This is a genomic window from Paucibacter sp. Y2R2-4, assembly GCF_025717535.1.
In the GTDB taxonomy this organism is placed as follows: Bacteria; Pseudomonadota; Gammaproteobacteria; order Burkholderiales; family Burkholderiaceae_C; genus Paucibacter_A.
Genome location: NZ_JAJIRO010000001.1, coordinates 806,145 through 832,940, shown reverse-complemented (window position 1 = coordinate 832,940; position 26,796 = coordinate 806,145). Strand labels below are relative to the sequence as shown.

The 26,796-nt window shown below is 62.5% G+C and carries 21 protein-coding genes; 10 read left to right on the top strand and 11 right to left on the bottom strand.

Features of this window, described 5'->3' with window-relative positions:
- The first annotated feature begins 66 nt into the window (after positions 1-66).
- Positions 67-1,752 (top strand): MFS transporter, encoded by a 1,686-nt coding sequence (locus LNV06_RS03605; RefSeq protein WP_263536860.1) that lies wholly within the window; start codon positions 67-69, stop codon positions 1,750-1,752.
- 185 nt (positions 1,753-1,937) lie between these two features.
- Positions 1,938-2,150 (top strand): hypothetical protein, encoded by a 213-nt coding sequence (locus LNV06_RS03600; protein WP_263536859.1) that lies wholly within the window; start codon positions 1,938-1,940, stop codon positions 2,148-2,150.
- Between the two features lie 377 nt (positions 2,151-2,527).
- On the opposite strand, the gene LNV06_RS03595 is transcribed toward LNV06_RS03600, so the two are convergent.
- The 3 genes from LNV06_RS03595 to LNV06_RS03585 all read right to left on the bottom strand — a co-directional run bounded on the left by LNV06_RS03595 (position 2,528) and on the right by LNV06_RS03585 (position 6,136).
- On the bottom strand, positions 2,528-3,073 hold the full coding sequence (locus LNV06_RS03595) for an outer membrane beta-barrel protein (RefSeq protein WP_263536858.1): 546 nt from the start codon (positions 3,071-3,073) through the stop codon (positions 2,528-2,530).
- Positions 3,074-3,259: 186 nt separating this feature from the next.
- Positions 3,260-4,825, bottom strand: a complete 1,566-nt coding sequence (locus LNV06_RS03590; protein ID WP_263536857.1) for a sensor histidine kinase — start codon at positions 4,823-4,825, stop codon at positions 3,260-3,262.
- A gap of 231 nt (positions 4,826-5,056) precedes the next feature.
- A complete protein-coding gene (locus LNV06_RS03585) occupies positions 5,057-6,136 on the bottom strand; it encodes a GGDEF domain-containing protein (RefSeq protein ID WP_263536856.1) in 1,080 nt (359 codons plus the stop codon).
- Between the two features lie 204 nt (positions 6,137-6,340).
- Between LNV06_RS03585 and LNV06_RS03580 the strand changes: the two genes are divergently transcribed.
- Entirely contained in the window at positions 6,341-7,273 is a 933-nt protein-coding gene (locus LNV06_RS03580; protein ID WP_411970045.1) for a DMT family transporter, read from the top strand.
- 87 nt (positions 7,274-7,360) lie between these two features.
- Positions 7,361-8,149 carry an SDR family oxidoreductase gene (locus LNV06_RS03575; RefSeq protein WP_263536855.1) on the top strand — a complete coding sequence of 263 codons (789 nt, stop codon included), beginning with the start codon at positions 7,361-7,363 and terminating at the stop codon, positions 8,147-8,149.
- Positions 8,150-8,167: 18 nt separating this feature from the next.
- On the opposite strand, the gene LNV06_RS03570 is transcribed toward LNV06_RS03575, so the two are convergent.
- From LNV06_RS03570 to LNV06_RS03535, 8 genes are all read right to left on the bottom strand, one after another.
- Entirely contained in the window at positions 8,168-9,097 is a 930-nt protein-coding gene (locus LNV06_RS03570; RefSeq protein WP_263536854.1) for a DMT family transporter, read from the bottom strand.
- A gap of 18 nt (positions 9,098-9,115) precedes the next feature.
- Positions 9,116-10,669: an ATP-binding protein gene (locus tag LNV06_RS03565; protein WP_263536853.1), complete on the bottom strand. Its 1,554-nt coding sequence runs from the start codon at positions 10,667-10,669 to the stop codon at positions 9,116-9,118.
- A 172-nt stretch (positions 10,670-10,841) separates the two neighbouring features.
- Positions 10,842-11,684, bottom strand: a complete 843-nt coding sequence (locus LNV06_RS03560) for a DUF2189 domain-containing protein (protein WP_263536852.1) — start codon at positions 11,682-11,684, stop codon at positions 10,842-10,844.
- Positions 11,685-11,789: 105 nt separating this feature from the next.
- Positions 11,790-12,296 (bottom strand): signal peptidase II, encoded by a 507-nt coding sequence (gene lspA / locus LNV06_RS03555; protein ID WP_263536851.1) that lies wholly within the window; start codon positions 12,294-12,296, stop codon positions 11,790-11,792.
- Between the two features lie 3 nt (positions 12,297-12,299).
- Positions 12,300-15,137: an isoleucine--tRNA ligase gene (gene ileS, locus LNV06_RS03550; RefSeq protein WP_263536850.1), complete on the bottom strand. Its 2,838-nt coding sequence runs from the start codon at positions 15,135-15,137 to the stop codon at positions 12,300-12,302.
- Between the two features lie 170 nt (positions 15,138-15,307).
- On the bottom strand, positions 15,308-16,330 hold the full coding sequence (locus LNV06_RS03545; RefSeq protein ID WP_263536849.1) for a bifunctional riboflavin kinase/FAD synthetase: 1,023 nt from the start codon (positions 16,328-16,330) through the stop codon (positions 15,308-15,310).
- Positions 16,331-16,387: 57 nt separating this feature from the next.
- Entirely contained in the window at positions 16,388-18,340 is a 1,953-nt protein-coding gene (locus LNV06_RS03540) for an ATP-binding protein (protein ID WP_263536848.1), read from the bottom strand.
- Positions 18,341-18,528: 188 nt separating this feature from the next.
- Positions 18,529-19,329 (bottom strand): pseudouridine synthase, encoded by an 801-nt coding sequence (locus LNV06_RS03535; protein WP_263537501.1) that lies wholly within the window; start codon positions 19,327-19,329, stop codon positions 18,529-18,531.
- A gap of 216 nt (positions 19,330-19,545) precedes the next feature.
- On the opposite strand from LNV06_RS03535, the gene LNV06_RS03530 reads away from it, so the two are divergent.
- The 6 genes from LNV06_RS03530 (at position 19,546) to gsiD (ending at position 26,789) form a co-directional block, all read left to right on the top strand.
- On the top strand, positions 19,546-20,466 hold the full coding sequence (locus LNV06_RS03530) for a MurR/RpiR family transcriptional regulator (RefSeq protein WP_263536847.1): 921 nt from the start codon (positions 19,546-19,548) through the stop codon (positions 20,464-20,466).
- The gene (locus LNV06_RS03525) at positions 20,463-21,467 is read left to right on the top strand and encodes an isoaspartyl peptidase/L-asparaginase family protein (protein ID WP_263536846.1); all 1,005 of its coding nucleotides are present in this window, start codon (positions 20,463-20,465) and stop codon (positions 21,465-21,467) included. The genes LNV06_RS03530 and LNV06_RS03525 overlap by 4 nt, the downstream gene beginning before the upstream one ends.
- A complete protein-coding gene (locus tag LNV06_RS03520; RefSeq protein WP_263536845.1) occupies positions 21,464-23,317 on the top strand; it encodes a dipeptide ABC transporter ATP-binding protein in 1,854 nt (617 codons plus the stop codon). Before LNV06_RS03525 ends, LNV06_RS03520 begins: the two co-directional genes overlap by 4 nt.
- A gap of 61 nt (positions 23,318-23,378) precedes the next feature.
- Positions 23,379-24,923, top strand: a complete 1,545-nt coding sequence (gsiB, locus tag LNV06_RS03515) for a glutathione ABC transporter substrate-binding protein GsiB (RefSeq protein ID WP_263536844.1) — start codon at positions 23,379-23,381, stop codon at positions 24,921-24,923.
- Between the two features lie 41 nt (positions 24,924-24,964).
- On the top strand, positions 24,965-25,885 hold the full coding sequence (gsiC, locus tag LNV06_RS03510; RefSeq protein ID WP_263536843.1) for a glutathione ABC transporter permease GsiC: 921 nt from the start codon (positions 24,965-24,967) through the stop codon (positions 25,883-25,885).
- A 1-nt stretch (position 25,886) separates the two neighbouring features.
- The gene (gene gsiD, locus LNV06_RS03505; RefSeq protein WP_263536842.1) at positions 25,887-26,789 is read left to right on the top strand and encodes a glutathione ABC transporter permease GsiD; all 903 of its coding nucleotides are present in this window, start codon (positions 25,887-25,889) and stop codon (positions 26,787-26,789) included.
- Positions 26,790-26,796: the final 7 nt, after the last annotated feature.

The window sequence follows — 26,796 nt, the reverse complement described above, 5'->3', positions numbered from 1 at the left end:
CCCATAGTTCGGCCAAGAGCTACCGGGCGGTGGTTCTCGTGCAAAAACTTCCGGAGACATCCCACCATGGCAACTGCAAGCGCAGTCTCCACGACCAACACGCCGATGACGGCTGAGGAAAAGAAGGTCATCTTCGCTTCCTCACTCGGCACCGTGTTCGAGTGGTACGACTTCTACCTCTACGGTTCTTTGGCGCCGATCATCGCCAAGCAATTCTTCTCGGCCCTGGACCCACAGGCGGCATTCATTGCCTCGCTGTTGGCCTTTGCTGCAGGCTTCATCGTGCGCCCCTTCGGCGCGCTGGTGTTTGGCCGTCTGGGCGACATGATTGGTCGCAAGTACACCTTCTTGGTGACCATTCTGATCATGGGTCTGTCGACCTTCATCGTCGGTGTGCTGCCTTCTTACGCCACCATTGGTGCCGCGGCGCCGGTCATCTTGATCGGCTTGCGCATGCTGCAAGGCTTGGCGCTGGGTGGTGAGTACGGTGGTGCCGCCACCTATGTGGCCGAGCATGCCCCTCCAGGCAAGCGTGGCGCCTACACCTCCTGGATTCAAACCACCGCAACGCTGGGCTTGTTCCTGTCGCTGATGGTGATTCTGGGAACCCGTACCGTGATCGGTGAAACCGAGTTCGCGGCTTGGGGATGGCGTGTGCCTTTCATCGTTTCGATTCTGCTACTGGGCATCAGCGTGTGGATTCGCTTGTCGATGAATGAAAGCCCGGCCTTCCAGAAGATGAAGTCGGAAGGCAAGACCTCCAAGGCGCCTTTGTCGGAGTCCTTCGGTCAGTGGAAGAACCTGAAGATCGTCATGCTGGCCTTGTTCGGCTTGGTCGCGGGCCAAGGCGTGGTTTGGTACTCGGGCCAGTTCTATGCATTGTTCTTCCTGACCAGCGTCTTGAAGGTGGAAATGTCCACCGCCAACATCATGGTGGCCGTCTCCCTGCTGCTGGGCACGCCGTTCTTCGTCATCTTCGGCACCCTGTCTGACAAGATCGGCCGCAAGCCCATCATCATGGCGGGTCTGCTGCTCGCGATCGTCACTTACTTCCCGCTGTTCAAGGCGCTGACCAATGCGGCCAACCCTGATCTGGCCAAGGCTCAAGCCTCTGCCCAAATCTCGCTGACGGTGGATACCAGCACTTGCTCCTTCCAGGGTAGCCCAATCGCTCGTGAAGTTGACTTCACCAGTTCTTGCGACATCGCCAAGCGTGCTCTGGCACAAGCCTCAGCCAGCTATGAAACCGTGGCCGGCCCGGCGGGTTCGGTGGCCGTGATCAAGGTGGGCGACAAGGTCATCAACGGCCTGAATGCCACCAAGGCCACAGAGCACAAGTTTGATGAAGCTTCGACCAAGGGCATCGCCGCCTTCAAGAAGGAATTGAGCGAAGCGATGAAGGCCGCTGGCTATCCCGCCAAGGCTGACTCCGCCAAGATCAACCAGCCGGTGGTGATTGCCATTCTGTTCGTGCTGGTGCTGTACGTGACCATGGTTTACGGCCCGATTGCTGCCATGCTGGTGGAAATGTTCCCGACTCGCATCCGTTACACCTCGATGAGCTTGCCTTATCACATTGGTAACGGCTGGTTCGGTGGACTGCTGCCTTCCATCACTTTCGCGATGGTGGCTCAAAACGGCAACATCTATCACGGCCTGTGGTACCCCATCGGCGTCGCAGCGATGACGCTGGTGATCGGCCTGCTGTTCGTGCGCGAAACCAAGGACGTGGACATCTACGCCAATGATTGAGCGCCCCTGAGGGCTAAAGCCAAAGCGGCACTGACCGCTTGGTTTTGAGAAGGGCGGCCTTGGGGCTGCCCTTTTTTCATGGGCGTGCGCCAAAGCGCGGGTCTTTGCTCAGTCTGCAGTCAGCTTGGGCAACCACAATAAGCGCTTGTTTCTTTCAACTACTTTTGACGGACTGGACCTGAACCATGTGGAAATTGCTCGTCGGCTTTGCTCTTTTTGCTGCCTTGGCCATTTTTATCTTGATGAAAAGCGGTGGCGGCATCGACATGAGCGGCGAAAAGCATGATGTGGCCGCACCTCACGCAGAATCGGCTTCGGACGTGGCGGCATCAGCGCCCGCAGTGCCCGCCTCACTGCCCGAAGCTGCCAGCGCTGCGGCGTCCGCTGCTTCGAACTGAGCGTAGTCTGAGTCCTGCCTCCTAGCCTGCTGAATCAGTTGGCGAGGCATGACCCGCTTTTGATTCAGCTGCCGCAGCGTTCGTGGCGGCTTTTGCGGCGGTTTTCGCAGCGGGTTGAGCTGCTTGAGCTGCTGACTCTTTGAATGCCACTCTGGCCCAAGCGGTGGTCAATTGCGTGCGGCCCAGGCCATGGCCTCGATGAGGAAAAGCCCGCGGCAGCATTGGCTGCAACGGGCTCTTCGGCTCTCGGAATGGGGCTCGGGGCGCTGCGGCTTTTGCTTTGCCGCAGATGGCTCCCTGGAGTGGCGCTCCTCGTCCCGGCCGTTTGTCTCCCCCAGCCTCTCGTGCTTAAGGATTCCTTGGGTGGCTAAGGCGCTTTAGAAGCGGTAGTTCACGCCCACGTTCCAGCTATCCAGGGTGTTGCCGAAGGTGCTGGTGGTCGGCACGTTGTTGTAGCGTGTCAGCTCGGTACGCACCGACCAGTTCTTGTCGATGGCGTAGTCCGCACCCAGGCCCACCTTGAAGCCTGCGGCATGGTTGCCCGAAGCGGCACTGTAGTTACGCTCCATATGAGCGGCACCCAAGCGGCCATAAACCGAGAACTTGTCGCTCACCGGCAAACGGCCAATGGCATCCAGCGAATAAGCGGTGGTGGTGGCCTTGTTGTCGCCGATCTTTTGGGTGCCCAGGCGGGTCACGCCCAGCTCGGTGGCGAAATACTTGTTGAACTGATAACCACCGTGCATGCCGTAAGCAGTGTCCTTCTTATCGAGGCCCACGGCAGGGCTGGTGGGGCTGGTCAAATTGTTGCGGGCTTGACCGATGTCCGCTCCCACATACCAGCCGGTTTCGTTGGCGAAGGCGCTGCCGGCGACCAGGGCCAGAGCGAGGGTAGCGGTCTTGGTGAAAGTATGCTTGTTCATCGACTTGCCTTTCTTCTTGGTTGAGTCAATCTCGCTGCCTTGCCGATTCGCTTTTGAATCGGCTTTTCTTGCTGCGATGGACTCATTGTGTCGATGAGAGGCCGTCGAGTCAGTGCAAACCCTGTATGGCTTGCGTGACGGTTTGTGACGGCGAAAGGCTCGCCCTCAGAGGGCGCTGCAGGCCGCTTAGTGCAGCGATCCTTCGGCGCCGCCGCGCTCGGGGGCGACGGTGGGCAGGCGAATCAACATGCGGGCACCGTGACCGGGCGCGCTGAAGACTTCAATCTGGCCGCCCAGCACATTGGTGACGATGTTGTGCACGATGTGCATGCCCAGGCCAGAGCCCCCGGTGCCGAGCTTGGTGGTGAAGAAGGGGTCGAAGATGCGCCGCCGCACCGACTCATCCATACCGCGGCCGTTGTCGATGATGCTCAGTTCCACCTCATCAGGGCTGAGTTGAGCGCAGTGCACCCGCACCTCGCCCTCGGTACGGCCTTCAAATCCATGCACCAGCGCATTGATCAGCAGATTGGTCAGCACTTGGCCCAGCGAGCCGGGGTAGCTGTTCATCGAGATGCCACTGCCCAGATCGGTCTTGATGAGGAAGGGCGTGTGCTTGAAGCTGGGCTCGACCATGATCAAGACATCTTCGACCACGCGGGCCAGATCAAAGTCGCGCCGCAGGTCGGTGGTTTGGTCGATGGCTACTTGCTTGAAGTCACGTACCAAGTCGGCGGCTTTTTGCACATTGCGCTGCAAGATGTCCTGGCCGCGACGGGTGTCGCGCACCAAGTCTTCCAGCATGCTGCGCCGCATCGGTGTGGCACTGGACAACATTTCGTCCAAGGCCTTGTAGCGGTCTTCCAGTGAGGACACGACCGTCAAAGAGTTGCCCAGCGGCGTGTTCAACTCATGAGCCACCCCGGCCACCAACCGGCCCAGAGAAGCGAGTTTTTCAGATTCGACCAATTCATGTTGCGCCGTCTTCAGATGCGCCAAGGCCTGGGTCAGATCTTCATTGCTGGTGGTCAACTCGGCGGTGCGCTGCTCGACTTGCTCTTCCAGCGTGTTGGCATGGTGGCGCAGTTCCTCAAAGGCTTGCAGCAAGGACTGCCGCATGCGCTCCATCGCCAAGCTGACGCGGGCGATCTCATCGCTGCCGACCAGATCCAGCGGCTTTTCCAGTTGACCGGCGGCGAGGGCCTCGGCGGCCTGAGTCAGCTGTGTCATCGGCAGCAGCACGCGCCTTCGCATCACCCACAGAATCAGCAGCGAAGACATGGTCAAGGTGACCACGCTGCGCCACAAGGTTCGCACCATATCGGCCCGCTTGGCGGCCAGCAACGGCGCGGCGCTCATCTCCACAGTCAGCTCGGCGATCTGTCGACCATCGCGCAGCACCGGGCGGCTGGCCTTGAGGGTCAGGTCTTGCTCGTCCGAGCTTTGAGGGCGGCGCACTTCTTGGAAGGCAGTGGTGGTGGACTGTTCGCGCACCACCACGGAAACAAAACGCGGGTCATCGAACTGCGCCTTGATCATGGGCTCGGCCAAGTCCGGCGAGACCTGCCAGACCGGTTCGGCCAAGGACAGCGACATCACTTCCGTGGTGCGCGCCAGATCTCGTTTCAGGTCTTCCAGGGCCGTGTGACGGGTGGCTTGGGCATCCCATAGCGAGGTGACGGCCGTGGGCACCAGCAGCCCGACCAAGAGGGCCACGATCACTGCATATCGAAGCGAGGCACGCTCGAACATCAATAGCTCCCTTGCAGGGCCAGCGGGGGCGCGGATCGGTGCGACAGTGCGCTTCTTGTGCTGGATGACATTGTTTGGACGATGCTCCTGAAGAAGCCAGTGTATAGGCCCGGGCGGCCCTTGGGCGGCCCTGAAAGGCTAGAACTTATACCGAATCGGCAGCGCGGTTGCGAGGCCTGCCCTGTGCCAGCATGATGCAAGGGGGCTTCAGCCCTGGATCACGAGCGGCCATCAAGCGGCCAACACGGTGACGCAGTTGCGTCCGGTGCGCTTGGAGGCATAAAGCGCGCGGTCAGCGCGGGCATAAAAACTGTCGGCAGTTTCGCCCTTGGCCATCTGGGTCACCCCGATCGAGATGGTGACGCGCTCAATCTCGCCCGCCGTTGTGCCGCGGCGGATGCGGCTGGCAGCCACGCTGGCGCGCATGGTTTCCGCCATTTGCTGGGCTTTTTGCAATTCGCCATTCGGCAAAAGCAGGGCAAATTCTTCTCCGCCGATGCGTGCGGGCAGGGCGGCGTTCGCTTCATTGGCGTCTGCCGTGCTGGCCGTCGAGGGGCTGCCTCCGCCGGTGCCCGCCACGCCCTTCAGCGTCTGCGCCACTGCACGTAACACTTGGTCCCCAAAAGCATGGCCATAGCTGTCGTTGACGCGCTTGAAGAAGTCGATGTCGCCCAAGACCAGGCAGGGCGCACGGTCCCGGTCAGCGTGCGGGGCTTCGATGCACTTTTGCATCTGCAGATCAAAGGCCCGGCGATTGGCCAGGCCGGTGAGGGCATCCAGCAAGGCTTCGCCGCGGGCGCGCCGCACGTCTTCACGCAGGCTGTTGATTTCTTCTTGGCTGCTGTCCAGCCTTTGTTGCAGATGGCTCAAGGCGCCGCGAATTTCACGGGTGCCGCTGAGCAATTCTTGCAGCACCTGGGCCTGAGCTTGTTGCGGAGGGTTGTCCAGCAGGCGTTCGACCCAGCTGGTCAGCGATTGATCAAAGCGCGCCGATTGTTGGCCGGCTTCAGCGGCTGAGGCGGCCATGCCCTCCAGCACTTGGCTCAGCCCGGCGCTGATGCGCTCGCCGGTGGCGGGGTCCAGCTCGCACACGTGTTCGCGATACAGCGCCCAGGTCTGTGCTTCATCCAGCGTCTGGCCGCCGGCTGTTTTGGCATTCAGCGATTGATTCAGGGCGGGATTGATGCCGCTGACGAATTCATACCAAACGGCGTAACTGGCCGGATGCAGCGCGGCGCGCTGCTGAGTCATCAAAGGCAATGCGGCTCGCAAATGTTCGGCACTGCGCGCCATGCTGTCGCTGTATCTCATGAATGCTTCCTTTTTCCCTTGTTCTTTGCCATGCGGTCTTAGCGCTGCTCTGGGCCAAGAATCCTTGGCTGGCACCGGCCTGTATCGGTCGACTTGCGTTCGGATAAAGGCAATCCTCTTTCTGAAAACTCCGAAAGTTCGAAAGCTGTTGAATAGTGCCGGTTTTGCATTGGGCTAGGACTGCGCTGTTTAGAATTTGCGCCGATGCCTGCTCCCTCCGCCATGCCCGCCGTCTCTCCTTCCTCCAGCACGTCGCAGCGGGTTTTATGGCCGGGCTTTGTGTTGGCGTCTTTGGGGGCGGTGGCCTTCTCGGGCAAGGCCATCATCGTCAAGCTGGCTTATCGACATGGCGTCGATGCGGTCACCCTGATCATGCTGCGCATGCTGTTCGCCTTGCCCTTGTTTGTGGCCTTGGCCCTGTGGGCCGGGCTTGGCAAGCCGGCTCTGACGCGGCGTGACTGGCGGGTGATCTTTGGCCTGGGTTTCAGTGGCTACTACTTGGCCAGCTTTTTGGACTTTGCCGGGCTGGCCTATATCAGCGCCAGTTTTGAGCGTTTGATCCTCTACCTCAACCCGACCTTGGTGTTGCTGCTCAGCTGGCTCTTGTTCAAACGACGGGTGACAGGGCGGCAATTGCTGGCGCTAGCGATCAGCTATGCCGGCGTGCTCTTGGTGTTCGGTCAGGAGCTGCATTTGCAAGGCCCCGATGTGCTGTTGGGCGCAGCCTTGGTCTTTGGCAGTGCGCTCAGCTATGCCTGCTATTTGCTCTTCAGCGGTGAGGAGGTGCAGCGCCTCGGATCTCTGCGCCTGACGGGCTTGGCGAGCTCGGTGTCCTGCTTGCTGTGCATCGGGCAGTTCTTCATCTTGCGGCCTGCTGCTTCGGCTTTTGCGGTCGCGCCCGAGGTCTTGTGGCTCTCGGTCTTGAATGCCACTGCCTGCACCTTTGCGCCGGTCTTGATGGTGATGATGGCGATTGAGCGCCTAGGCGCCAGCCTTGCCGCGCAAACTGGCATGATCGGGCCGATGTCCACGCTCTTGATGGGCGTGCTGGTTTTGGGTGAGCCGTTCACCCCTTGGGTGGCCGCCGGCACGGTGCTGGTCTTGTGCGGCGTTTGGCTGCTGGCGAAGTGGCGCTGAAGTCACTCAATGAATGTAGCTCAAGGAATGTCGCTCAAGGAATGAAAGCTGCGTTGCCTGCGGCGTTGAACACAAGGAAGTAAAGCAATGGATCTTGGACTGTCAGGCCGGTGGGCCCTGGTGTGCGCGGCCAGCAAGGGCTTGGGTCGCGGTTGTGCTGAGGCATTGGTGAAAGAGGGCGCCCATGTCGTCATCACCGCGCGCGGCGCAGAAGCCCTGGAGGCTACCGCGGCGGATCTGCGGCGCCTGAACCCTGCCGTGCACGTGGTGGCGGTGGCGGGCGATATCGCAACAGTCGAAGGCCGCACGGCGGCCTTGGCCGCTTGCCCGCAGGTCGACATCTTGATCAACAACGCAGGCGGCCCACCGCCTGGAGATTTTCGCGATTGGGACCGCGCCGCCTGGTTGGCCGCAATTGACGCCAATATGCTGACGCCCATCGAACTGATCAAGGCGACCGTGGACGCCATGGCCGCGCGCGGTTATGGCCGAGTGGTCAATATCACTTCGGGCGCGGTGAAGGCGCCGATCGACGTGCTGGGTCTGAGCAATGGCGCGCGCTCCGGCCTGACGGGTTTTGTCGCCGGCTTGGCCCGGCAATCCAGCTTGGCGGGCCGCAATGTGACCCTCAACAACCTGCTGCCTGGTGCTTTTGATACCGAGCGTTTGCACAAGACTTTGGCCGCCGGTGGCGCAAAGACTGGACAAAGCAGCGAAGAGTTCGCCGCCAAACGGCGCGCGGCCATTCCTGCGCAGCGCTTTGGCACGGCCGCAGAATTCGGCGCCATCTGCGCCATGCTGTGCAGCGCCCAAGCGGGCTATCTCACCGGGCAGAATATCTTGCTGGATGGCGGCGCGTATCCCGGTGTGTATTGAGTGGAGCGGGCGACGCTGCTAGCTGCGGCGCCCCGCCATTCCCCCGGCGACTGAGACGGCGATGCCCGCCGCAATCAAGGCAAAAGCAGCCCCGTGATACCAATGCGGCCATTCGCCCAGCAGCGCGGCCGACATCAAGGCGGCGAAAACCGGGGTGAGGTTGCCAAAGAAGGCGGCCACGGCGGGTCCGGCGGATGCCACACCTAAGCCCCAGCAGCGATAGGCAATCAAAGAGGGGCCGACCGCCACATAAAGCAGCGCCAAGGCAAGACCCGGCCCCCATTGAATTGCTTGTGGCTGCAGGCTTATTTGTTCCAAGCCGGCCATGCCGCCGGCAAACACCAGGCCAAACAGCAGCTGAGCCATCAGTGTGGAGGCCCAGTCCCAGTTGGGGCGGGCTTCGCCCTGCATGGAGGCCGGCGGTCTTGCCAGCAGCCAGCTGTAAATCGCCCAGCTGAAGATCGCCAAGAGCATCAGCAAATCGCCGCGGACGAACTGCACCTGCGCCAAGGTTTGCAAATTGCCGCGGCTGATCACCAAGGCCACGCCGGCCAAGGAGAGGGCGGCGCCCCAGATCTGTTGACGACGGGGCTTCACGCCAAACATCAGCGCGCCCACCGCCAACATCCACACCGGCAGGCTGGCCGCAATCAAGGTCACGTTGAGCGGGCTGGAACTGCGCAGCGCCTGGTACTGCAAGGCGTTGTAGCAGCCCATGCCCAAAAAACCGCAGAGTGCCAAATAGCGCCAGCGCTGCAGCAGCAGACGGGGCTGCAGCATCAAGCGCCAGGCCCAGGGCAAGAGCAGCGCAGTGGCCAGACCCCAACGCAAGGCATTCAAGGCCAAAGGCGAGATGCTGCCGACCATCAAGCGCCCAACGATGGCATTGCCCGCCCACATCAGCGGCGGCAGCGTCAGCAGCAGGGCCATGCGGGGCGACAGCTTCATGCGCAAAGAGTGGGCTGATCAGCTGTTGGCTTTGGGGGGAGTTTGCAGTGCCACTTCAAAGCTGAAGCAAGAGCCGGTGCCGGGTTGGCTTTCAACCTGCACATGGCCACCCATCAGGCCGACCAAGCGCTGCACGATGGTCAGGCCCAGACCTGTGCCGCCATAGCGGCGCGTGATGCTGCCATCGGCTTGGGTGAAGGGGTCGAAGACTTGTTTGATCTGGTCGCGGGTCATGCCAATACCGGTGTCATGCACGCTCATGCGCAAACGCAAGGCCGAATCAGCGTTCGCATTGACGCCAGTGTCTGCATCCTCGGCGCCGGCATCGTCTTCAACCAGTTGCACCTCGACGCGCACCTCGCCTTTTTCAGTGAACTTCAAGGCGTTGCCGACCAGATTGACCAGCACCTGGCGCAGGCGCAGCGCATCGCCCAGCACATGTTGCGGCACGCCCGGCTGTACTCGCGCATGCAGCTGTATGCCTTTTTCATGCGCTTGCAGCAGCAGTGGGTGAAGCGCCTCGCGCAGGCAGTCGTGCAGGGAGAAGGGCGAATGTTCGATCACGACGCGGCCGGCCTCGATCTTGGCCACATCCAGCAAGTCATTGATGATGACCATCAGGCCTTTGGCCGAGTTGTGGGCCAGCTCGATGAATTTGCGTTGCTTGTCGCTCAGCTCGGTTTGCAATACCAGCTCGGTCAAGCCCAGCACCCCATTCATCGGTGTGCGGATTTCGTGGCTCATATTGGCCAAGAAACTGCTCTTGGCCTGACTGGCCGTTTCAGCGGCTTCGCGGGCGGCTTCCAGCGCAGCTTGGCTGGCTTTCAGGTCGGCAATGTCTCGGGCGTTGAGCAGCAGCACCGGCTCTCCGGTCACCGGGTCGCGCATGGGGCTGGCATTGATGCCGTGCCAGCACAGCCCTTGCTGGGTGTGCAATTGCACATCCACCTTGACGCTGATGCCGGCACTGACCTGACGGACGATGTCCTCGGCTTCCTCGGCTTGGGCAAACAGGGCCAGCAGCTCGTTGCGCGGTAGACGGGGATTGGTGCCGCTCGTCTTGCTCGCGTCTTGGTCGGCGGCGCCCGTGGCCGAGGGGGGCTGAAAGGCCAAGGCTGCGGCAGGATTGCGCATCAGGCAACTGCCGTCCTTGAGGCTGAAGACACCGATGCGCACCGAGGTGTGTTGCAGCGCCTCGACGCCGCGCAAGACGCCCAGATCAGCGCCGCTGGCCAGGGAGTCGGCTGCGAACAACATCACCTGGCGACGGTCTGGGGTGAGGATGCCGCGCGAAACCAGCATGGCGGTGACCGGTTGGCCCTTGGGGTAGAGCGTCCACTGCTCGCGCACGATCTTGCCTTGGGCGTGGTCGGTGGCGGTGACGGCCAGGCGCTCGCGCACTGCTGAGGTGGTGTCTGAGAAATCCCGCGCCAAAAACTCCTCAGCACTGGCCGCACGCCAAAACCGCAGGGCCGCAGCATTGGCCCAAAGATTGCGCTGGCGATGGTGATCGAAGACCCACATGGGGACGTCGAGCCAGTCGTAGTGCGTCAGGGAGGAGAAGTCGAGCATGTCAAAAGCGAAAGGGGAGCTACTTGGCTGCCTCGTCCTCAGACGCTAAAGGCAGCAAGAAAAACGCAGTCCGCATTGTGGCCCGATCGGCTCAGTTCGCCTTCTGTTCTTGAGCGAGTTTCAGAGAATATTTCGGCAAAAGTTTCAGCGGATTTCTTCTGCCTGATGAGCTTCAGTCGTGCACCGCAGCGCGGTAGGCATGCCAGCTGGCATGGCCCAAAATCGGGCCGACGATCACCAGCCCGGCAAAGCCCGGCAAGAGCGCCAAGACGACACCCACCGTGATCAAAAAACCCCAGAACAACATCACCAAGGGCTGCGAGAGCACCAGTCGCAAACTGGTCAGGCCGGCGGTGACCGCATCGGCTTCGCGGGCCAGCAGCATCGGGATGGAGATCACGCTGATCGCATAGATCAGGCCCGCGAAGATCGCCCCAACGGCCAAATAGGCGACGATGAAACTGGCGTTTTGTGGGTCCAGCAATTTGCTGATCGAGCCGGCAAAGTCGGGCATGCCGTCAAAGCTGACCGCGAACACAATCAGCGCAGCGCGGCCCCAGATCATTTCAAGAATCAAGAGCACGCCGCCGAAGATGGCAATTTGCGAGAGGCGCTGGTTCCAGGCCAAGAGCGAGTCCAAGAGACGCGGCGGCTCGCCCATCTCCAGTTTCATGCTGACGCGGTAAAGGCCCAGGCACAGAAACGGCCCCATCAGCAAAAAACCCGCTGACAAGGCCAGGGTGTAAATCGGCGCATGTTTGAACACCCCCAAAAGCGCCCAGCCCATCAGCATGAAGCACAGGCCGTAGAACATGCCGATCAAAGGCGCACGGCGAAAGTCGCGCCAGCCGGCCGCCAGCCAGCACAGCGGGTCGCGCAGGCGCAGCGGGTGTAGCGGGATGTTGAAGGAGTTGTCGCGCGGGGCCTCGTTCTCACTGGGGGGCGAGGGCTGTGGCGAGGCTTCTGTGGCTGGCTCGGCAGGGCTGGCGACGGGTGCGTGGGTTTCAGGCGTCATGCCCGCAGCTTAGGCCGGCATGAGTCCCGAAACCAGCGGAGTTTCCTGCATGGGTTCAACCCGAGGTTGAGCCCGGCAGGCGTGACTGACTCAGCCGCGTGGAAATCAACCGCGCCGAACGCGGCGAATTTCGTCCCAAATCAGCAGTACCGCGCCCACGCTGATCGCGCTGTCGGCGATATTGAAGGACGGGAAGTACCAGCCGGCCCAATGCACCTGGATGAAGTCGACCACATAGCCGTGCAGCAAACGGTCGACCACATTGCCGATGGCGCCGCCCAGAATCAGGCTGAGCGCGGTGGCGAACAGGGTTTGTTGGCCGTGCTTGCGCAGCATCACCACGATGAAGAGGGTGGCCAGCGCACCCAGCCCAACAAAGAACCAACGCTGCCAGCCCCCGGCGCCGGCCAGAAAGCTGAAGGCTGCGCCGGTGTTGTGCACCCGCACGACGTTGAAGAAGCTGGTAACGAAGCGGCTGTCGCCGAGCTGGAAGTTGCCCAGGATCAGCACCTTGGTGAACTGATCCAACAGGATGATCACCAGGGCAATGCCCAGCCACAGGCCCAGCTTGTTGCCGCTGCCCGCGCCGCTTTTCTTGTAGGAGCTCGCCATCGCTCAGGCCACCGTGCGGGTTTCGCCGCTGCCGTGCAGATTGCTGTCGCAACGGCCGCACAGGGTCGGGTGCTCGGGGTTGGCGCCCACGTCTTCGCGGTAATGCCAGCAGCGCTCGCATTTCTGCTGCGCCGAGGGCGTGACGGTCACGCTCAACCCCGCCGCTTCGCTCAAGCTGGCGGCCGAGGTGATGAAGACAAACTTCAGGTCGTCGCCCAGCGACTGCAGCAGGGTCAGGTCTTGCGCATTCACGCCCAAGGCCACTTCGGCCTGCAGAGAGGAACCGACACCGCCGTCCTTGCGCACGTCTTCGATGGCCTTGTTGACCGCTTCGCGGATCTCGCGGATGCGGCTCCACTTGGCCAGCAGCGCTTCATCGGGCGCGGCGAATTGCCAATAGGTCTCGACAAAGATGCTCTCGCCGGCCGGCTTGCCGCTGAAGATGGGCCAGGCTTCTTCGGCAGTGAAGCTGAGGAAGGGGGCCATCCAGCGCAGCATGCCGTGGGTCAGGTGCCACAGCGCGGTCTGGGCCGAGCGGCGCGCCAGGCTCTTGGGTGCAGTGGTGTAGAGGCGGTCTTTCAGCACATCGAGGTAGAAGGCGCCCAGGTCTTCCGAACAATAGACCTGCAGCTTGGCGACCACCGGGTGGAACTCGTAGCGCTGGTAATGCGCCAGGATGTCGGCCTGCATCTGCGCCGCGCGGGCCAGGGCGAAGCGGTCCACTTCCAGCAGCTGATCCAGCGGCACGGCATCTGTGGCCGGGTCGAAGTCGCTGACGTTGGCCAGCAAGAAGCGCAAGGTATTGCGGATGCGGCGGTAGGCGTCGACCACGCGGGCCAGGATCTTGTCGTCCAGACCCAAATCGCCCGAGTAGTCGGTCGAGGCGCACCACAGGCGGATGATCTCGGCGCCCATCTTCTCGCTGACGGTTTGCGGCGCCACCACATTGCCCACCGACTTGCTCATCTTGCGGCCGGCGCCGTCCACGACGAAGCCGTGGGTCAGCAAGCCCTTGTAGGGTGCGCGGCCGTAGAGCGCGCAGCCGATCAGCAGTGAGCTGTGGAACCAGCCTCGGTGCTGGTCATGGCCTTCCAGATACAGATCGGCCTCAGGGCCTTCGGCATGCGCCGCGCCGGCATGGCTGCCGTTCAACACATGTTGGAAGGTCGAGCCCGAGTCGAACCAGACGTCCAGGATGTCGCTGCCCTTGCTGTACTCGGCCGCTTCGGCGCCCAGCCATTCGGCCGGGTCCAGCTTGGCCCAGGCTTCCACACCGCCGGCCTCGACGATGACGGCGGCGCGCTCGATGAACTCCAGCGTCTTGGGGTGCGGCAGGCCCGAGTCCTTGTGCAGGAAGATTGGCAGCGGCACGCCCCAGCTGCGCTGGCGCGAGATACACCAGTCGGGGCGGCCGGCGATCATGTCGCGCAGGCGGGCGCGGCCGGTTTCGGGGTAGAAGCTGGTGGCGTCGATGGCTTCCAGCGCGGTCTGGCGCAAGGTCTTCTCGGCGCGGTCCACGGCGAACAGGCCTTCGCCTTCATCCATGCGCACAAACCACTGGGCGGCGGCGCGGTAGATCACCGGCGTCTTGTGGCGCCAGCAATGCGGGTAGCTGTGGGTGATCTTCACATGCGAGAGCAGGCGGCCGGCGTTCTCCAGCGCCTCGGCGATCACCGGGTTGGCCTTCCAGATGTGAAGGCCGCCGAACAACGGCAGTTCGGCCTCGTACTGGCCATTGCCTTGCACCGGGTTCAAGATGTCCTTGAAGGCCATGCCGTGGCTGATGCAGCTCTGGAAGTCGTCCAGGCCGTAGGCGGGGGCCGAGTGCACAACGCCGGTGCCGTCTTCGGCAGTGGCGTAGTCGGCCAGATAGACCGGGCTGCTGCGGTCGTAACCGGCGTCCACATGGGCCAGCGGATGCTTGAACTGCAGCATCGCCAGGTTCTTGCCGACGGTGGTGGCCAGCACCGAGCCCTCCAGCTTCCAGCGCGCCAAGCACTTCTCCACCAGCGCTTCGGCCACCATGAAGATGCCGCGAGGCGTGTCCACCAAGGCGTAGACCAGCTCCGGGTTCAGGTTCAGTGCCTGGTTGGCCGGGATGGTCCAAGGCGTGGTGGTCCAGATGACGGTGAAGGCTTCTTTGTCCAGCTTGGGCAAGCCAAAGGCAGCGGCCAGCTTCTCGGGCTCGGCGCTCAAGAAGGCGACGTCCACCGCCGGGCTCTGCTTGTCTTGGTATTCGATCTCGAACTCGGCCAGCGAAGAGCCGCAGTCAAAGCACCAGTAGACGGGTTTCAGTCCGCGGTAGACAAAGCCGCGCTCGAACAAGCGCTTCAAGACGCGGATCTCACCGGCCTCGTTCTTGAAGTCCATGGTGCGATAGGGGCGGTCCCATTCGCCCAGCACGCCCAGGCGCTTGAAGTCGGCGCGCTGCGCATCGATCTGCTCGCCGGCATAGGCGCGGCTCTTAGCCTGCACCTCGTCGCGCGGCAGGCCGCGGCCGAAGGTCTTTTCGATTTGGTTTTCGATCGGCAGGCCGTGGCAGTCCCAGCCGGGGATGTAGGCCGCGTCAAAGCCTTCCAGCTGGCGCGCCTTGACGATCATGTCCTTGAGGATTTTGTTCGCGGCGTGGCCGATGTGGATCTGGCCGTTGGCATAGGGTGGGCCGTCGTGCAAGACGAACTTGGGCGCGCCATGGCGGGCGTCGCGAAGCTTCTTGTAAGTGCCTTGCTCTTCCCAGGCCTTCACCCAGCCCGGCTCGCGCTTGGGCAGATCGCCGCGCATCGGGAAAGGCGTGTCGGGCAGATTCAGGCTGGCGCGGTAGTCTTTTTTATCGGTGCTCATGAGGGGTCCAGAACTTGTGCATTCGAGGGCGCTGCGCGCACTTGCGGGGCGCCTTTGCGGGGAGGGGGAGCAGCTCAGGCTGCCGGTGCGGGCGGCCCGTTTTGACTTCGAGGTGAATCAAAACCAGGCCCAAAAAGGCGGTAGGAAGGGGCGGCAAGACCCCGCCAGCGTCAAATTCGATCGCGTGTGGTCTGGCGCCGCATGGCGGCATGGGTGGCCAAAAAGGCTCGCGCGTCCGCCACATCCTGCCGGATGGCGGCCGTCAGTGCGGGCAGCCCGTCGTAGCGGGCTTCGTCGCGAAGTTTATGCAGCAGTTCCACACGCACGAGTTTACCGTAGGCCCCGTTGCTGCCGAGCTCTTGCGGCCAGTCCAGGCAATGAACTTCCAGCAGCACACGTCCGGCGTCCTCTACCGTGGGGCGCACGCCCAGCGAGGCCACGCCGTCAATCGGCTGATCTAGCAGGCCATGGGTGCGCACCGCAAAGATGCCATGGGCGGCGGGCTTGTCATGCGCAAAGCGCAGATTCAGGGTGCGAAAACCATCCATCGCGCCGGGGCTGGATTCGCCCAGGCTGCGGCCGAGCTTTTGCCCATGCACCACATGACCCGAGATCGCATAAGGGCGGCCCAGCAAGCGCGCGCTGGCGGCCATATCGCCGGCGGCCAGCGCCTCGCGCACGGCGGAGCTGCTGACGCGCGAGCCATGCACCTCGTAACTCATCATGCGGGCCACATCAAAGCCCTGCTGGCGTCCGGCGGCGTCCAGGGTGGCGTAGTCGCCCTGACGCTTGGCGCCAAAACGGAAATCATCGCCGACCAAGATGTAGCGCGCATTCAGCCCTTGGCGCAGCACCATTTGGATGAAATCTTGCGCGCTCAGCGAGGCCAGCCTTTCGTCAAAGCGCAGCACCACGGCTTGGTCGATGCCGCAGCGCTCCAACTCGCTGAGCTTGTCGCGCAGCGTGGCGATGCGGGCGGGTGCCAACTCGGGCTTGCCCAGCTTGGCGGCGAAGTAGTCACGCGGATGCGGCTCGAAGGTCATCACGCAAGACGGCAGCCCGCGGTGCGAGGCCTCGGATTTCAACAAGGCCAGCATGGCCTGATGGCCGCGGTGTACGCCGTCAAAGTTGCCAATGGTCAGCGCGCAAGCGGGCGCGATGCCGGGGTGATGAAAGCCGCGAAAAACATGCATGGCCGCGATTATCCTTCGCCCGCTCATGCGCTGAGCTTGGTGGCTTTGGGCAGGTGTTCAGGCCAGCTCAGCGACCTGCAGATGCCGCTGCACCACGGCCACCAGATCGTCCATCTCGAAAGGCTTGACCAGGTAGTCATCCATGCCGCATTGGATGCAGCGTTCGCGATCCCCGTTCACCGCGCTGGCGGTCAGGGCCACGATGGGCACATGGCCCTGGAAACGGCTGCGCTCCAGTGCACGCCAGCGACGGGTCGCCTCAAAGCCGTCCATCTTGGGCATTTGGCAATCCATCAGCACCAGGTCGTAGGCCAAGGTTTCCAAGCGCTCCAGCGCCTCGACGCCGTTCTCGGCTTGATCGACCTGTAGGCCGCAACTCTCCAACATGGAGGAGGCGACCAGCACATTGACCATGCTGTCGTCGACCAAGAGCACGCGGCCCGACAGGCGTGGTGGCTTGGCTGGCGCGGCCGATGGTTCCGGCTTTGCGGCCGAAGTGGGGGGCATGAGTTCAAGCGCTTCAAACGGCACATCGGGCTCCACATTTGCCGTTGCGTGCCGCATTGGCGCTTGCGCCTCCGGCCGCGAAGCCCGCGAGACGCCCATATCGGCGCAGGCCTGCAGCGGCAAAGTGAACTCAAACAGCGAACCTTGGCCCGGCACCGAGCTGCAACGCAGATCGCCTCCCATGGCGCGCGCCAGTTCGCGAGAGATGGTCAGGCCCAGGCCGGTGCCGTCCTGGCGACGCGGACGGCGTTCTTGGCCCATGGCCTCGGCCTGCTCGAAGGGCGCGAAGACGCGTTCCATCTGGTCGGCGGCGATGCCTTCGCCGGTGTCTCGCACCGCAAAGCGCAGCAGCGTGCCGGCGCGCATGTCCAAGGTAGGGCTGACTTCCACGCTGACTTGGCCGCGCTCGGTGAACTTGATGGCATTGCCAATCAAGTTGTGCAGCACCTGCTTGATGCGTGAGGCGTCGCCCAGCGCATAGCGGGGCAGGGCGGGGCTGAGGCTGAGTGCAAAGTCCAGACCCTTGTCGCGGGCGGTTTCGCCCAGCAAGCGGCAGACATCGTCCACCGTCTCGCGCACATTGACCGGGCCGGCGTCCACGGCGAGCTTGCCGGACTCGATGCGGGCCAAGTCCAAGATGTCGTTCACCAGCGCCAACAAGTGTTGGCCTGAGCGCCGCATGATGTCGACCTGTTCACGCTGTTGCGCGTCCAACTGCGTGCGTTCCAGCAGCTGGGTCATGCCCAGAATTCCGTTCAAAGGCGTGCGGATCTCGTGGCTCATCACCGCGACAAATCGGCTCTTGCTGCTGCTGGAGTGTTCGGCGGACTGCAGCGCCTGCTGGCGTTGTTGGGCCAGCCAGTCGGTGGCGAAACGCAGTCGCAGCAACTCGGTGGTGCGGCTGTCGATCTTGCGCGACTCTTTCAGTGCCACGACGATGAAGAGCATCAAACTCAGGCCCGTCAACGCGCCTTGCTGGCTGCCTTGGCACAGGTGATAGGCGGCCAAGGGCCCCAAGGCCAGGACGCTGAACAGCAGGTTGGCGCGCAAGCGCCCTCCGAGCGAGAACATGCCGATGGCACCCAGACCGACCATAGCGGCCAGCATCAGGCCTTCCAGTTGTGGGAACTCCGGGGCATGGAAGAACCAGCCCATCAAGCCCCAGGTGAGTGAATCCACGGCCAAGAGCGCGAGGAAGCGAGTCCGCCAGGGTTCAACTTGGGCGTGGCTGGGTTTGCTGGCCCAGAAGCGGCGGAAGCGCAACAGGTCGACGCAACGCGTCAGGCTGATCAAAAGCCGTACGCCCAACCAGCTCAGCAGCAGGCTGTGCGGCAGGTGGGGCCAAAGCAAGATGACCGGAAAAAGGCTGAACAGCGCTCCGACCGAGGTGGGCGTTAGGGTGCGTTCGTAGAGCGAAGCCAATTGCTCCGATCTCACCTGTTCGGCGATATCGGGGCCCGTGTCTTCTCCGACCCGTGCAGCGACAGGTTCAGCGGTGTTCAAAATGTTTTCCCTCGGCAATCGGCCACCCCTCAAGAGGTGGCTCATGGGCGGTGAGTCTGGTGCTCCCGCTGGTCAGCCGAGGTTCTACATGCACTTTGTTACAGATTGATCAGGATCTACCCTGAACGTCGCGCTAACGCCGCAGTTTTGCGGGCAAACCCCAATCATCTTTGACCGTCATCAAACTTTTACTTAGGTGTGATTTGGTCTGGGCTATCGATCCAGATCCACTCGCCGGGCTTGAGATCGGTGGGGATGGTCAAGGCGCCGAATTGGGGGCGATGCAGGCTTTCCACCCGGTTGCCGATGGCCGCCACCATGCGTTTGACTTGGTGGTACTTGCCTTCAACCAAGGTCAGGCGCAAGCCATGAGTGCCGAAGCTCTCGGCCCCCTCGGCGCGCACCGTCTCGGGCACATAGGGCGTGCTGCGCTCGGACTTGCTATTGGGTTTTCCGGCGGGCTTGGATGCACTTCGCCCGGAGGCGCCAGCCACGACGACCGGCTTGCTCGGCTCGGGCTCGCGCAACTCCACGCCGGCCAGCAACTGGGCCACCATTTCTGGCGTGACCGGGTGCTTGCAGGTGGCTTCATAGACCTTGGGTACATGGTGCTTGGGGCTGGTCAGCTTGTGGATCAAGGCACCGTCATCGGTCAGCAGCAGCAGGCCGGTGGTGTCTTCGTCCAGGCGGCCAATAGGTTGCACGTCGCGCTCGCGCAAAGGTGCGGGCAAGAGGTTCATCACGCTGGGGTGGTGCTTGGGTTTGCGTGAGCATTCATAGCCACTGGGCTTGTTCAGCAGGATCAAGGCCTTCTCGTGATAGGGCCAGGTCTGGCCGCCGACTTCGAACTCCAGGCCTTCGGTTTCGAACTCTTCCCAGGGATCGTTCAGGATCTCGCCCTTGATGCTGACCTCGCCGTTGAACAGCAGGCCGGAGCAAAGCCGGCGACTGCCGAAGCCTTGGGTGAACAGAATTTGGGCAATGTGCATCTTCATGCCGGTATTGTCCCTCAGCCGATCTTGGGCCCCTTTTTGCGCAGGAGCGAAGCGCTGCTCAGGGTTTCCCTGCGCACGCAGGTCAGCTGGGTGGTGAAAGAATGTTTTCAAGTTATTCGGATTTCTTGAAAGCAATCTTTCAAATTGAAACCTCGTTCTTCCAAGCCAAGCGGCCCGTCTTCGCGCACAGCAGCCCTTGCTGGCCAGCCTGTGTTGCAGCAGATTGCCCAGCGCGCGCCGTCCATGTCGGGCGTGCAGCAGCGCATGGCGAGTGCCGTCTTGGCCCACCCCTTTCGCGCGGCCACCGCATCGATTGATGAGTTTGCCAAGGAGGTGGGCGTCTCCATCGCCTCGGCGAATCGCTTCGCCGTGGGGCAGGGCTTTCGCGGTTATGCGCAGTTTCGGGCCGAGTTGGCGCGAGCCTTTGAGTCGACATTGGCGCCAGTGGAGCGCTTGCGCAGTGGTTTGGCGCAAGTGGCGCTCAACAGCGCGGAGCTGATGGCGCGCTCACTGGATGAAGATCAGCGCAATTTGCAACTCACACGTGAGGGTCTGCAAGACGCGGCCTGTGAACAAGCTGTCGACTTGATTCTGGCCGCTCGCCGTATCAACACCTTGGGTTATGGGGCCAGCGCCTATCTGGCGGGCCTGATGCACCATGAGTTGGATGCGTACTGCGGCGATGTGGCCACCTTGTCCCAGATGCCCGGTCCCAGCCATGCGGCACGGCAGATCTTCAAACTCGGAAAGCTGGATCTCTTGGTGGCCATCGCCATGCCCCGCTACAGCGAAGACACGATGATGCTGGCGCGCATGGCTCACGAGCGTGGCTGCAAGATTTTGGTCTTGACCGATCGGCCCAGTTCGCCCTTGGCCGCCTTGGCCGATGTGGTCTTGTATGTGCACGCGGCCAAGCAGATGTCGGCGACCTCCAATGCGGCGGCGTTGGCGTGCATTGAAGCCTTGTGTGCGGCGGTGGCGCGGCGCACCCCGCAGGCGGTGGAGCGCGCCCAAGAATTGGCGCGTTACGTCATGCCTTGGTTGCATATGAACAAGGCGGGCCTGCGCGCCGGGCCTTCGGTCAAAGGGGCGGACCAGTCTGTCGAAATCACAAAAGGGAGGCCGCGATGAATGCAGGCGCATCAAAACACTCGCAGCCGGTCTTGGCTATTCATGGCGGTGCCGGCACCTTGCTGCGCAGCCAGATGAGCGAAGCCAAAGAAAAGGAATACCTGGCGGCCTTGCACTCGATTCTGGAAGCCGGGCAAGCGCAGCTGGCTGCCGGCGCCACTGCTCTGGATGTGGTGGTGGAAGCGGTGCGCCGCCTGGAGGAATGTGAGCTGTTCAATGCCGGGCGCGGCGCGGTCTACACCGCAGCAGGCAGCCATGAGCTGGACGCCAGTGTGATGGACGGCAGCAATCTGCAAGCCGGCGCTGTGGCCGGGGTGACGCGCACGCGCAACCCGGTGCTGGCCGCGCAGGCGGTGATGCAGCACAGCGAGCACCTGATGTTTATTGGCGCGGCGGCCGATGCTTTCGCAGCGGCGCACGGCCTGGAGCAAGTCGAGCCCAGCTGGTTTGGCACGACCGCACGCTTGGAACAATTGCGCCGCGCCCAGCAAGCGCAGGCCGGCGCGCTCTTGGACCATGACGGCCAGCAACTCGCTGCAAGTTCGGCCGCCAGCGGCCCCATCGACGAGCGCAGCAAGACCGGCACGGTGGGAGCGGTGGCGCTGGATGCCCAGGGGCATTTGGCCGCCGCCACCTCTACCGGCGGCATGACCAATAAGCAGGTCGGCCGGGTGGGCGATTCGCCCATCATCGGCGCCGGCTGCTATGCCAATGATGCGACGGTGGCCGTGTCTTGCACCGGCACCGGCGAGGCCTTTATGCGCAGCTGCGCGGCCTTTGATGTGTCCGCTCAAATGGAGTATTTGGGCCTGGGCGTGGTGGCCGCCGCCGAGCGGGTGGTGCACCACAAGCTGCCGCAGGTGGGCGGCAGTGGCGGCTTGATCGCAGTGTCGGCCAACGGCGAGCTCAGCCTCTGTTTCAATTCCGATGGCATGTACCGGGGCTATGCGCGGGTCGGTGAGGCGCCGGTGGTGGCGATTTACGGAGACCAGCCCGCATGAGTCTCGCCAAGCAAACGCCGGTTTTGGACGTTAGCGATCTGACGGTCCGCTTCAAGACCGAGGCCGGCCCCAGCGATGTGGTGCGGCATTTGAGCTTTCAGGTCGGCGCGGGCGAGACCCTGGCCATCGTGGGGGAGTCGGGTTCAGGTAAATCGGTGACCTCGCTGGCCCTGATGCGCTTGATCGAGTATGCGGGCGGCCAGATCGTCAGCGGCAGCCTGCGCTTTCAGCCCCGGCACGGCGAGGCGCTGGATTTGGCGCACGCCGACGAGGCGCGCATGCGCAAGATCCGCGGTGCCGATATCGCGATGATTTTTCAGGAGCCCATGACCTCGCTGAACCCGGTCTTCACCGTGGGGGAGCAGATTGCCGAGGCCATTCGCATCCACCAGGGGCAGAACAGCGCGGCCGCCTTGGCCGAGGCGCTGCGCATGTTGGAGTTGGTGCGCATCCCGGCAGCGCGCCAAGTCCTGACACGGCACCCGCATCAACTCAGCGGCGGCATGCGCCAACGGGTGATGATTGCCATGGCGCTGGCTTGCAAACCCAGCCTCTTGATTGCCGATGAGCCGACCACCGCGCTGGACGTCACCATCCAGGCGCAGATCCTGCAGCTGATTCGCTCGCTGCAGCAGGAGATGAAGATGGGGGTGATGCTGATCACCCACGATATGGGCGTGGTGGCCGAATGCGCCGACCGTGTGGCGGTGATGCTGCGCGGCGAAAAGGTGGAAGAGGGCGAGACCCTGGCGCTGTTTGAGGCGCCCAAGCATCGCTACACCCGTGCGCTGCTGTCGGCCGTGCCTCGGTTGGGCGCCATGGCGGGCAGCGATGCGCCAGCGAGCTTCTCTTTGATGAATGCCGAAGACGCACAGATGAGTGCGGTGCGGGTACAAGACAAAGCGCCCGGCGAATTGCTCTTGGAGGTCAAACAGTTGACGACTCGCTTTGACATTCGTGAGGGCTTGTTGAACCGGGTGAAGAAACGGGTGCATGCGGTGGAGCAGGTGTCCTTTGAGCTGCGCGCCGGCGAGACCCTGGCCTTGGTGGGGGAGTCGGGTTGCGGCAAGTCCACTACTGGGCGCAGCTTGTTGAAGCTGGTGGAGGCCAATGCGGGCCAGATTCTGTTTCGGGGCCAAGATCTGACCCGTTTGTCGCGCAGCCAGATGCAGCCGCTGCGGCGCGATATCCAGATGATTTTTCAAGACCCCTATGCCTCGCTGGACCCGCGGCTGACGGTGGGCTTCTCAATCGCCGAGCCGCTCTACATCCACAAGCTCGCCACGCCAGTCCAGGCCGAGGAGCGGGTGCAATGGCTGCTGCAGCGGGTGGGCTTGCCGCCCGATGCCGCCCATCGTTATCCGCATGAGTTTTCGGGTGGCCAGCGGCAGCGCATTGCGATTGCCCGCGCTCTGGCGTTGAACCCCAAGCTGATCGTGGCGGACGAGGCAGTGTCGGCGCTGGATGTGTCGATCCGCGCCCAGATCGTCAATCTGATGCTGGACCTGCAGGCCGAGTTGGGCCTGAGCTACTTGTTCATCTCGCACGATATGGCCGTGGTCGAGCGGGTGGCGCACCGGGTGGCGGTGATGTATCTGGGGCAAATCGTCGAGATTGGCCCGCGGCGGGCGATTTTTGAGAACCCGCAGCATGACTACACCAAACGCTTGATGTCAGCAGTGCCGGTGGCGGATCCGCGTTTGCGCCGCGGCCCGACCGAATTGCTCAGCGGAGAAATCCCCAGCCCCATGCGCGGCTTGGGCGACCCGCCGACGGTCGCGCCGCTGGTGGCCGTGGGCTTTGATCATTTTGTGGCTCGACATGAGGTGGGGCTGAAGAAGGGGGCCTGATTGTTTCAGTGCCCGCAGGTTTGAGAGCTTGAGTTTTCTTTTGAACAGGGAGATCGACAGGATGAATGCCAAACTATTTGCCGCCGTGGCTTTGGCCGCCGCGCTTGCCACCGGCCTGAGCAGCACCGCTGCGCTGGCTCAGGACAAGACCGCAGTCTTTGCGGTCGAGAACACCTTTGCCTCGCTGGACCCCTACGACACCAATGTCACCCTCGACCTGTCGGTGTGCAAGAGCTTCTACCAAGGGCTCTATACCTTTGACAAAGACCTGAAGGTGACGCCGCAGCTGGCCGACAGCTACGAGACCGCCAAGGCCGGCCTGATCTATACCTTCAAGCTCAAAAAAGGCATCAAGTTCCACGACGGCACGGACTTCAATGCCGCGGCGGTGAAGGCGGTGTTTGACCGGGTCACCAATCCCGAGAACAAGCTCAAGCGCTACAACCTGTTCTCGAACATCGACAGCACCACGGTGATCGATGACTACACCGTCAAGATCACGCTGAAGCGGCCGTTCTCGGCTTTCATCAATCAGCTCGCCCACCCCTCGGCGGTGATGATCTCGCCAACGGCCTTGGCCAAGTACGGCAAGCAGATCGGCATGAACCCGGTGGGCACCGGCCCCTTCAAGTTCGTCGAGTGGAAGCAGCCCGACTATGTGAAGGTGGTGAAGAACGACAAATATTGGAAGGCCGGTTGGCCCAAGCTGGACGCCATCATTTGGAAACCGGTGGGTGACAGCAATACCCGCACCGCCATGCTGCAGGCCGGCGAGGCCCATTTCACCGCGCCGCTGCCGGTGGAACAGGCCGAGAACCTCTTGCAAAACCCCAAGCTCGACGTCGTCAGCGGGCCGGGCATCTTTGCCCAGTACCTGTCGATGAACACGTTGAAGAAGCCCTTCAACGATGTGCGGGTGCGCCACGCGATCAACTACGCGATCAACAAGGAGGCGCTGGCCAAGGTGCTCTACAAGGGCTATGCCACTCCAGCCGAAGGGCCAGTGCCGATCGGCGTGGAGTACGCCGTCAAGACCGGTCGTTACGAGCACAATCCGGCCAAGGCGCGCGAGTTGCTGAAGGCGGCCGGCTACCCGAATGGTTTTGAAACCGAACTCTGGGCGGCCAACACCAGCATTGCGCAAAAGGGCACGCAGTTCTTGCAGCAGCAACTGGCCCAGGTGGGCATCAAAGCCAAGATCACTTTGATGGAAACCGGCCAGCGGGTGCAGCAATTGGAGAATGTGCAAAAGCCGGAGGATGCCGCGGTGCGCTTGTACTTCGCCGGTTGGTCCTCTTCCACAGGCGAGGCCGACTGGGGCCTGCGCCCGCTGTTCGCGACAGAGTCGCAGCCGCCCAAGCTGCAGAACTTTGCTTACTACAGCAATACCGAGTTTGACGACTTGCTCTACGAAGCTCTGGGCACGGCCGACCGCGAGAAGAAGGCCAAGGCCTACGCTCGTGCGCAAGAGATCGTCCACAAGGAAGCACCCTGGGCCTTTTTAGTGACTCGCAAAGTGGCTTACGCCAAGAGCAAGACGCTGAAGGGCATTTACCAAATGCCGGACAACAGCTTCTTCTTTGAAGATGTGCAGTTCAGCAAGTAAGCCGCCAATCGGCGCACTCACCAGGACTTGAGCGCTCGCCCATGTTTCAGTACCTCCTCAAGCGCTTGGCAGGCCTCTTGCCCACCTTGCTGATCGTCGCCGTGTTTGTGTTCTTCTTCGTCCACCTGCTGCCCGGCGACCCGGCGCGGCTGGCGGCCGGAGCTGAGGCCGACCCCGAAACGGTGGAGCTGGTGCGGCGCGATCTGGGGCTGGACAAGCCGATGCTGGAGCAGTTCACCCGCTTCGTCGGCGGCGCGCTGCGCGGCGATTTTGGCCATTCCATTCGCACCAAGCGGCCGGTGATCGATGAGATTGCCGACCGTTTCCCCTTCACCTTGAAGCTAACGCTGGCGGCCATGGGTTGGTCGGTGCTGTTCGGCTTGGTGATTGGGGTGGTGGCCGCCGTCAAGCGCAATCGCTGGCAGGACCGATTGGGTATGACGCTGGCTGTGTCGGGCATCTCCTTCCCGTCCTTCGCCTTGGGCCTGCTTTTGATGATGGTGTTTGCGGTGGGCTTGGGCTGGCTGCCCACAGTGGGCGCTGACAGTTGGCGGCATTACGTCTTGCCTTCACTGACCCTGGGGGCGGGTGTGGCGGCGGTGATGGCGCGCTTCACCCGTTCATCCTTTGTGGACATCTTGCATGAGGACTACATCCGCACTGCGCGGGCCAAGGGGGTCTCTGAGACCGGCGTCGTGCTCAAACATGGGCTGCGCAATGCCTTGATTCCGGTCGTGACCATGATGGGGCTGCAGTTCGGCTTCTTGCTCGGCGGCTCCATCGTGGTGGAGAAGGTTTTCAATTGGCCGGGCATGGGCCGGCTCTTGGTGGATGCCGTCGAGATGCGCGATTACCCGGTCATCCAGGCCGAGGTCTTGCTGTTCTCGCTGCAGTTCATTTTGATCAATCTGATCGTGGACCTGCTCTACGGCCTGATCAATCCGACCATTCGTTACAAGTGATATGAGCAGCCCAAGTCTTCCTCTTTCAGCAGCTGGCGGCTCTGCAGCCAAGGTGCGCACGCCGGCCTCGGAGTTCTGGCGCAAATTTAAAAAGCAGCGCGTCGCGATGCTGGCCCTGGGCTTTGTCTTGGTCTTGATCGTGCTGGCGCTTGCGGCGCCTTGGATCACACCCTATGACGCCGAAAACTATTTTGACTACGACCGCATCAACGCCACGCCTTCGGCCGAGCATTGGTTCGGTGTTGACGCTTTGGGCCGGGATATCTTCAGTCGCATCTTGATGGGCGCGCGAGTGTCATTGACAGCCGGTTTGGTGTCGGTGGCCGTAGGCTCGGTGTTAGGCACCAGCTTTGGCCTGCTGGCGGGCTATTACGAAGGCTGGTGGGACCGGGTCATCATGCGCTTGTGTGATGTCTTGTTTGCCTTCCCTGGCATCTTGCTGGCCATCGGCATCGTGGCGATTCTGGGCGGCGGCATGACCAATGTGGTCATCGCGGTGGCGGTGTTTTCGATCCCCACCTTTGCCCGCTTGGTGCGCGGCAATACGCTGGCGCTGAAGCACCTGACCTATGTGGAGGCGGCCCGCTCGATTGGCGCTTCCGACTGGACCATCATCACCCGCCACATCCTGCCCGGCACGGTTTCCACTGTGGTGGTTTTCTTTACTATGCGTATCGGCACCTCCATCATCACCGCCGCCAGCCTGAGCTTTTTGGGCATGGGCGCGCAGCCGCCCACGCCTGAATGGGGCGCAATGCTGAATGAGGCGCGCAGCGATATGGTCAATGCGCCGCATATCGCCCTCATCCCTAGCATTGCGATCTTCCTGACCGTGCTGGCCTTCAATCTGCTCGGTGACGGCCTGCGCGATGCGCTGGATCCAAAGCTGGACAGCGTTCGCTGAAGGCTGA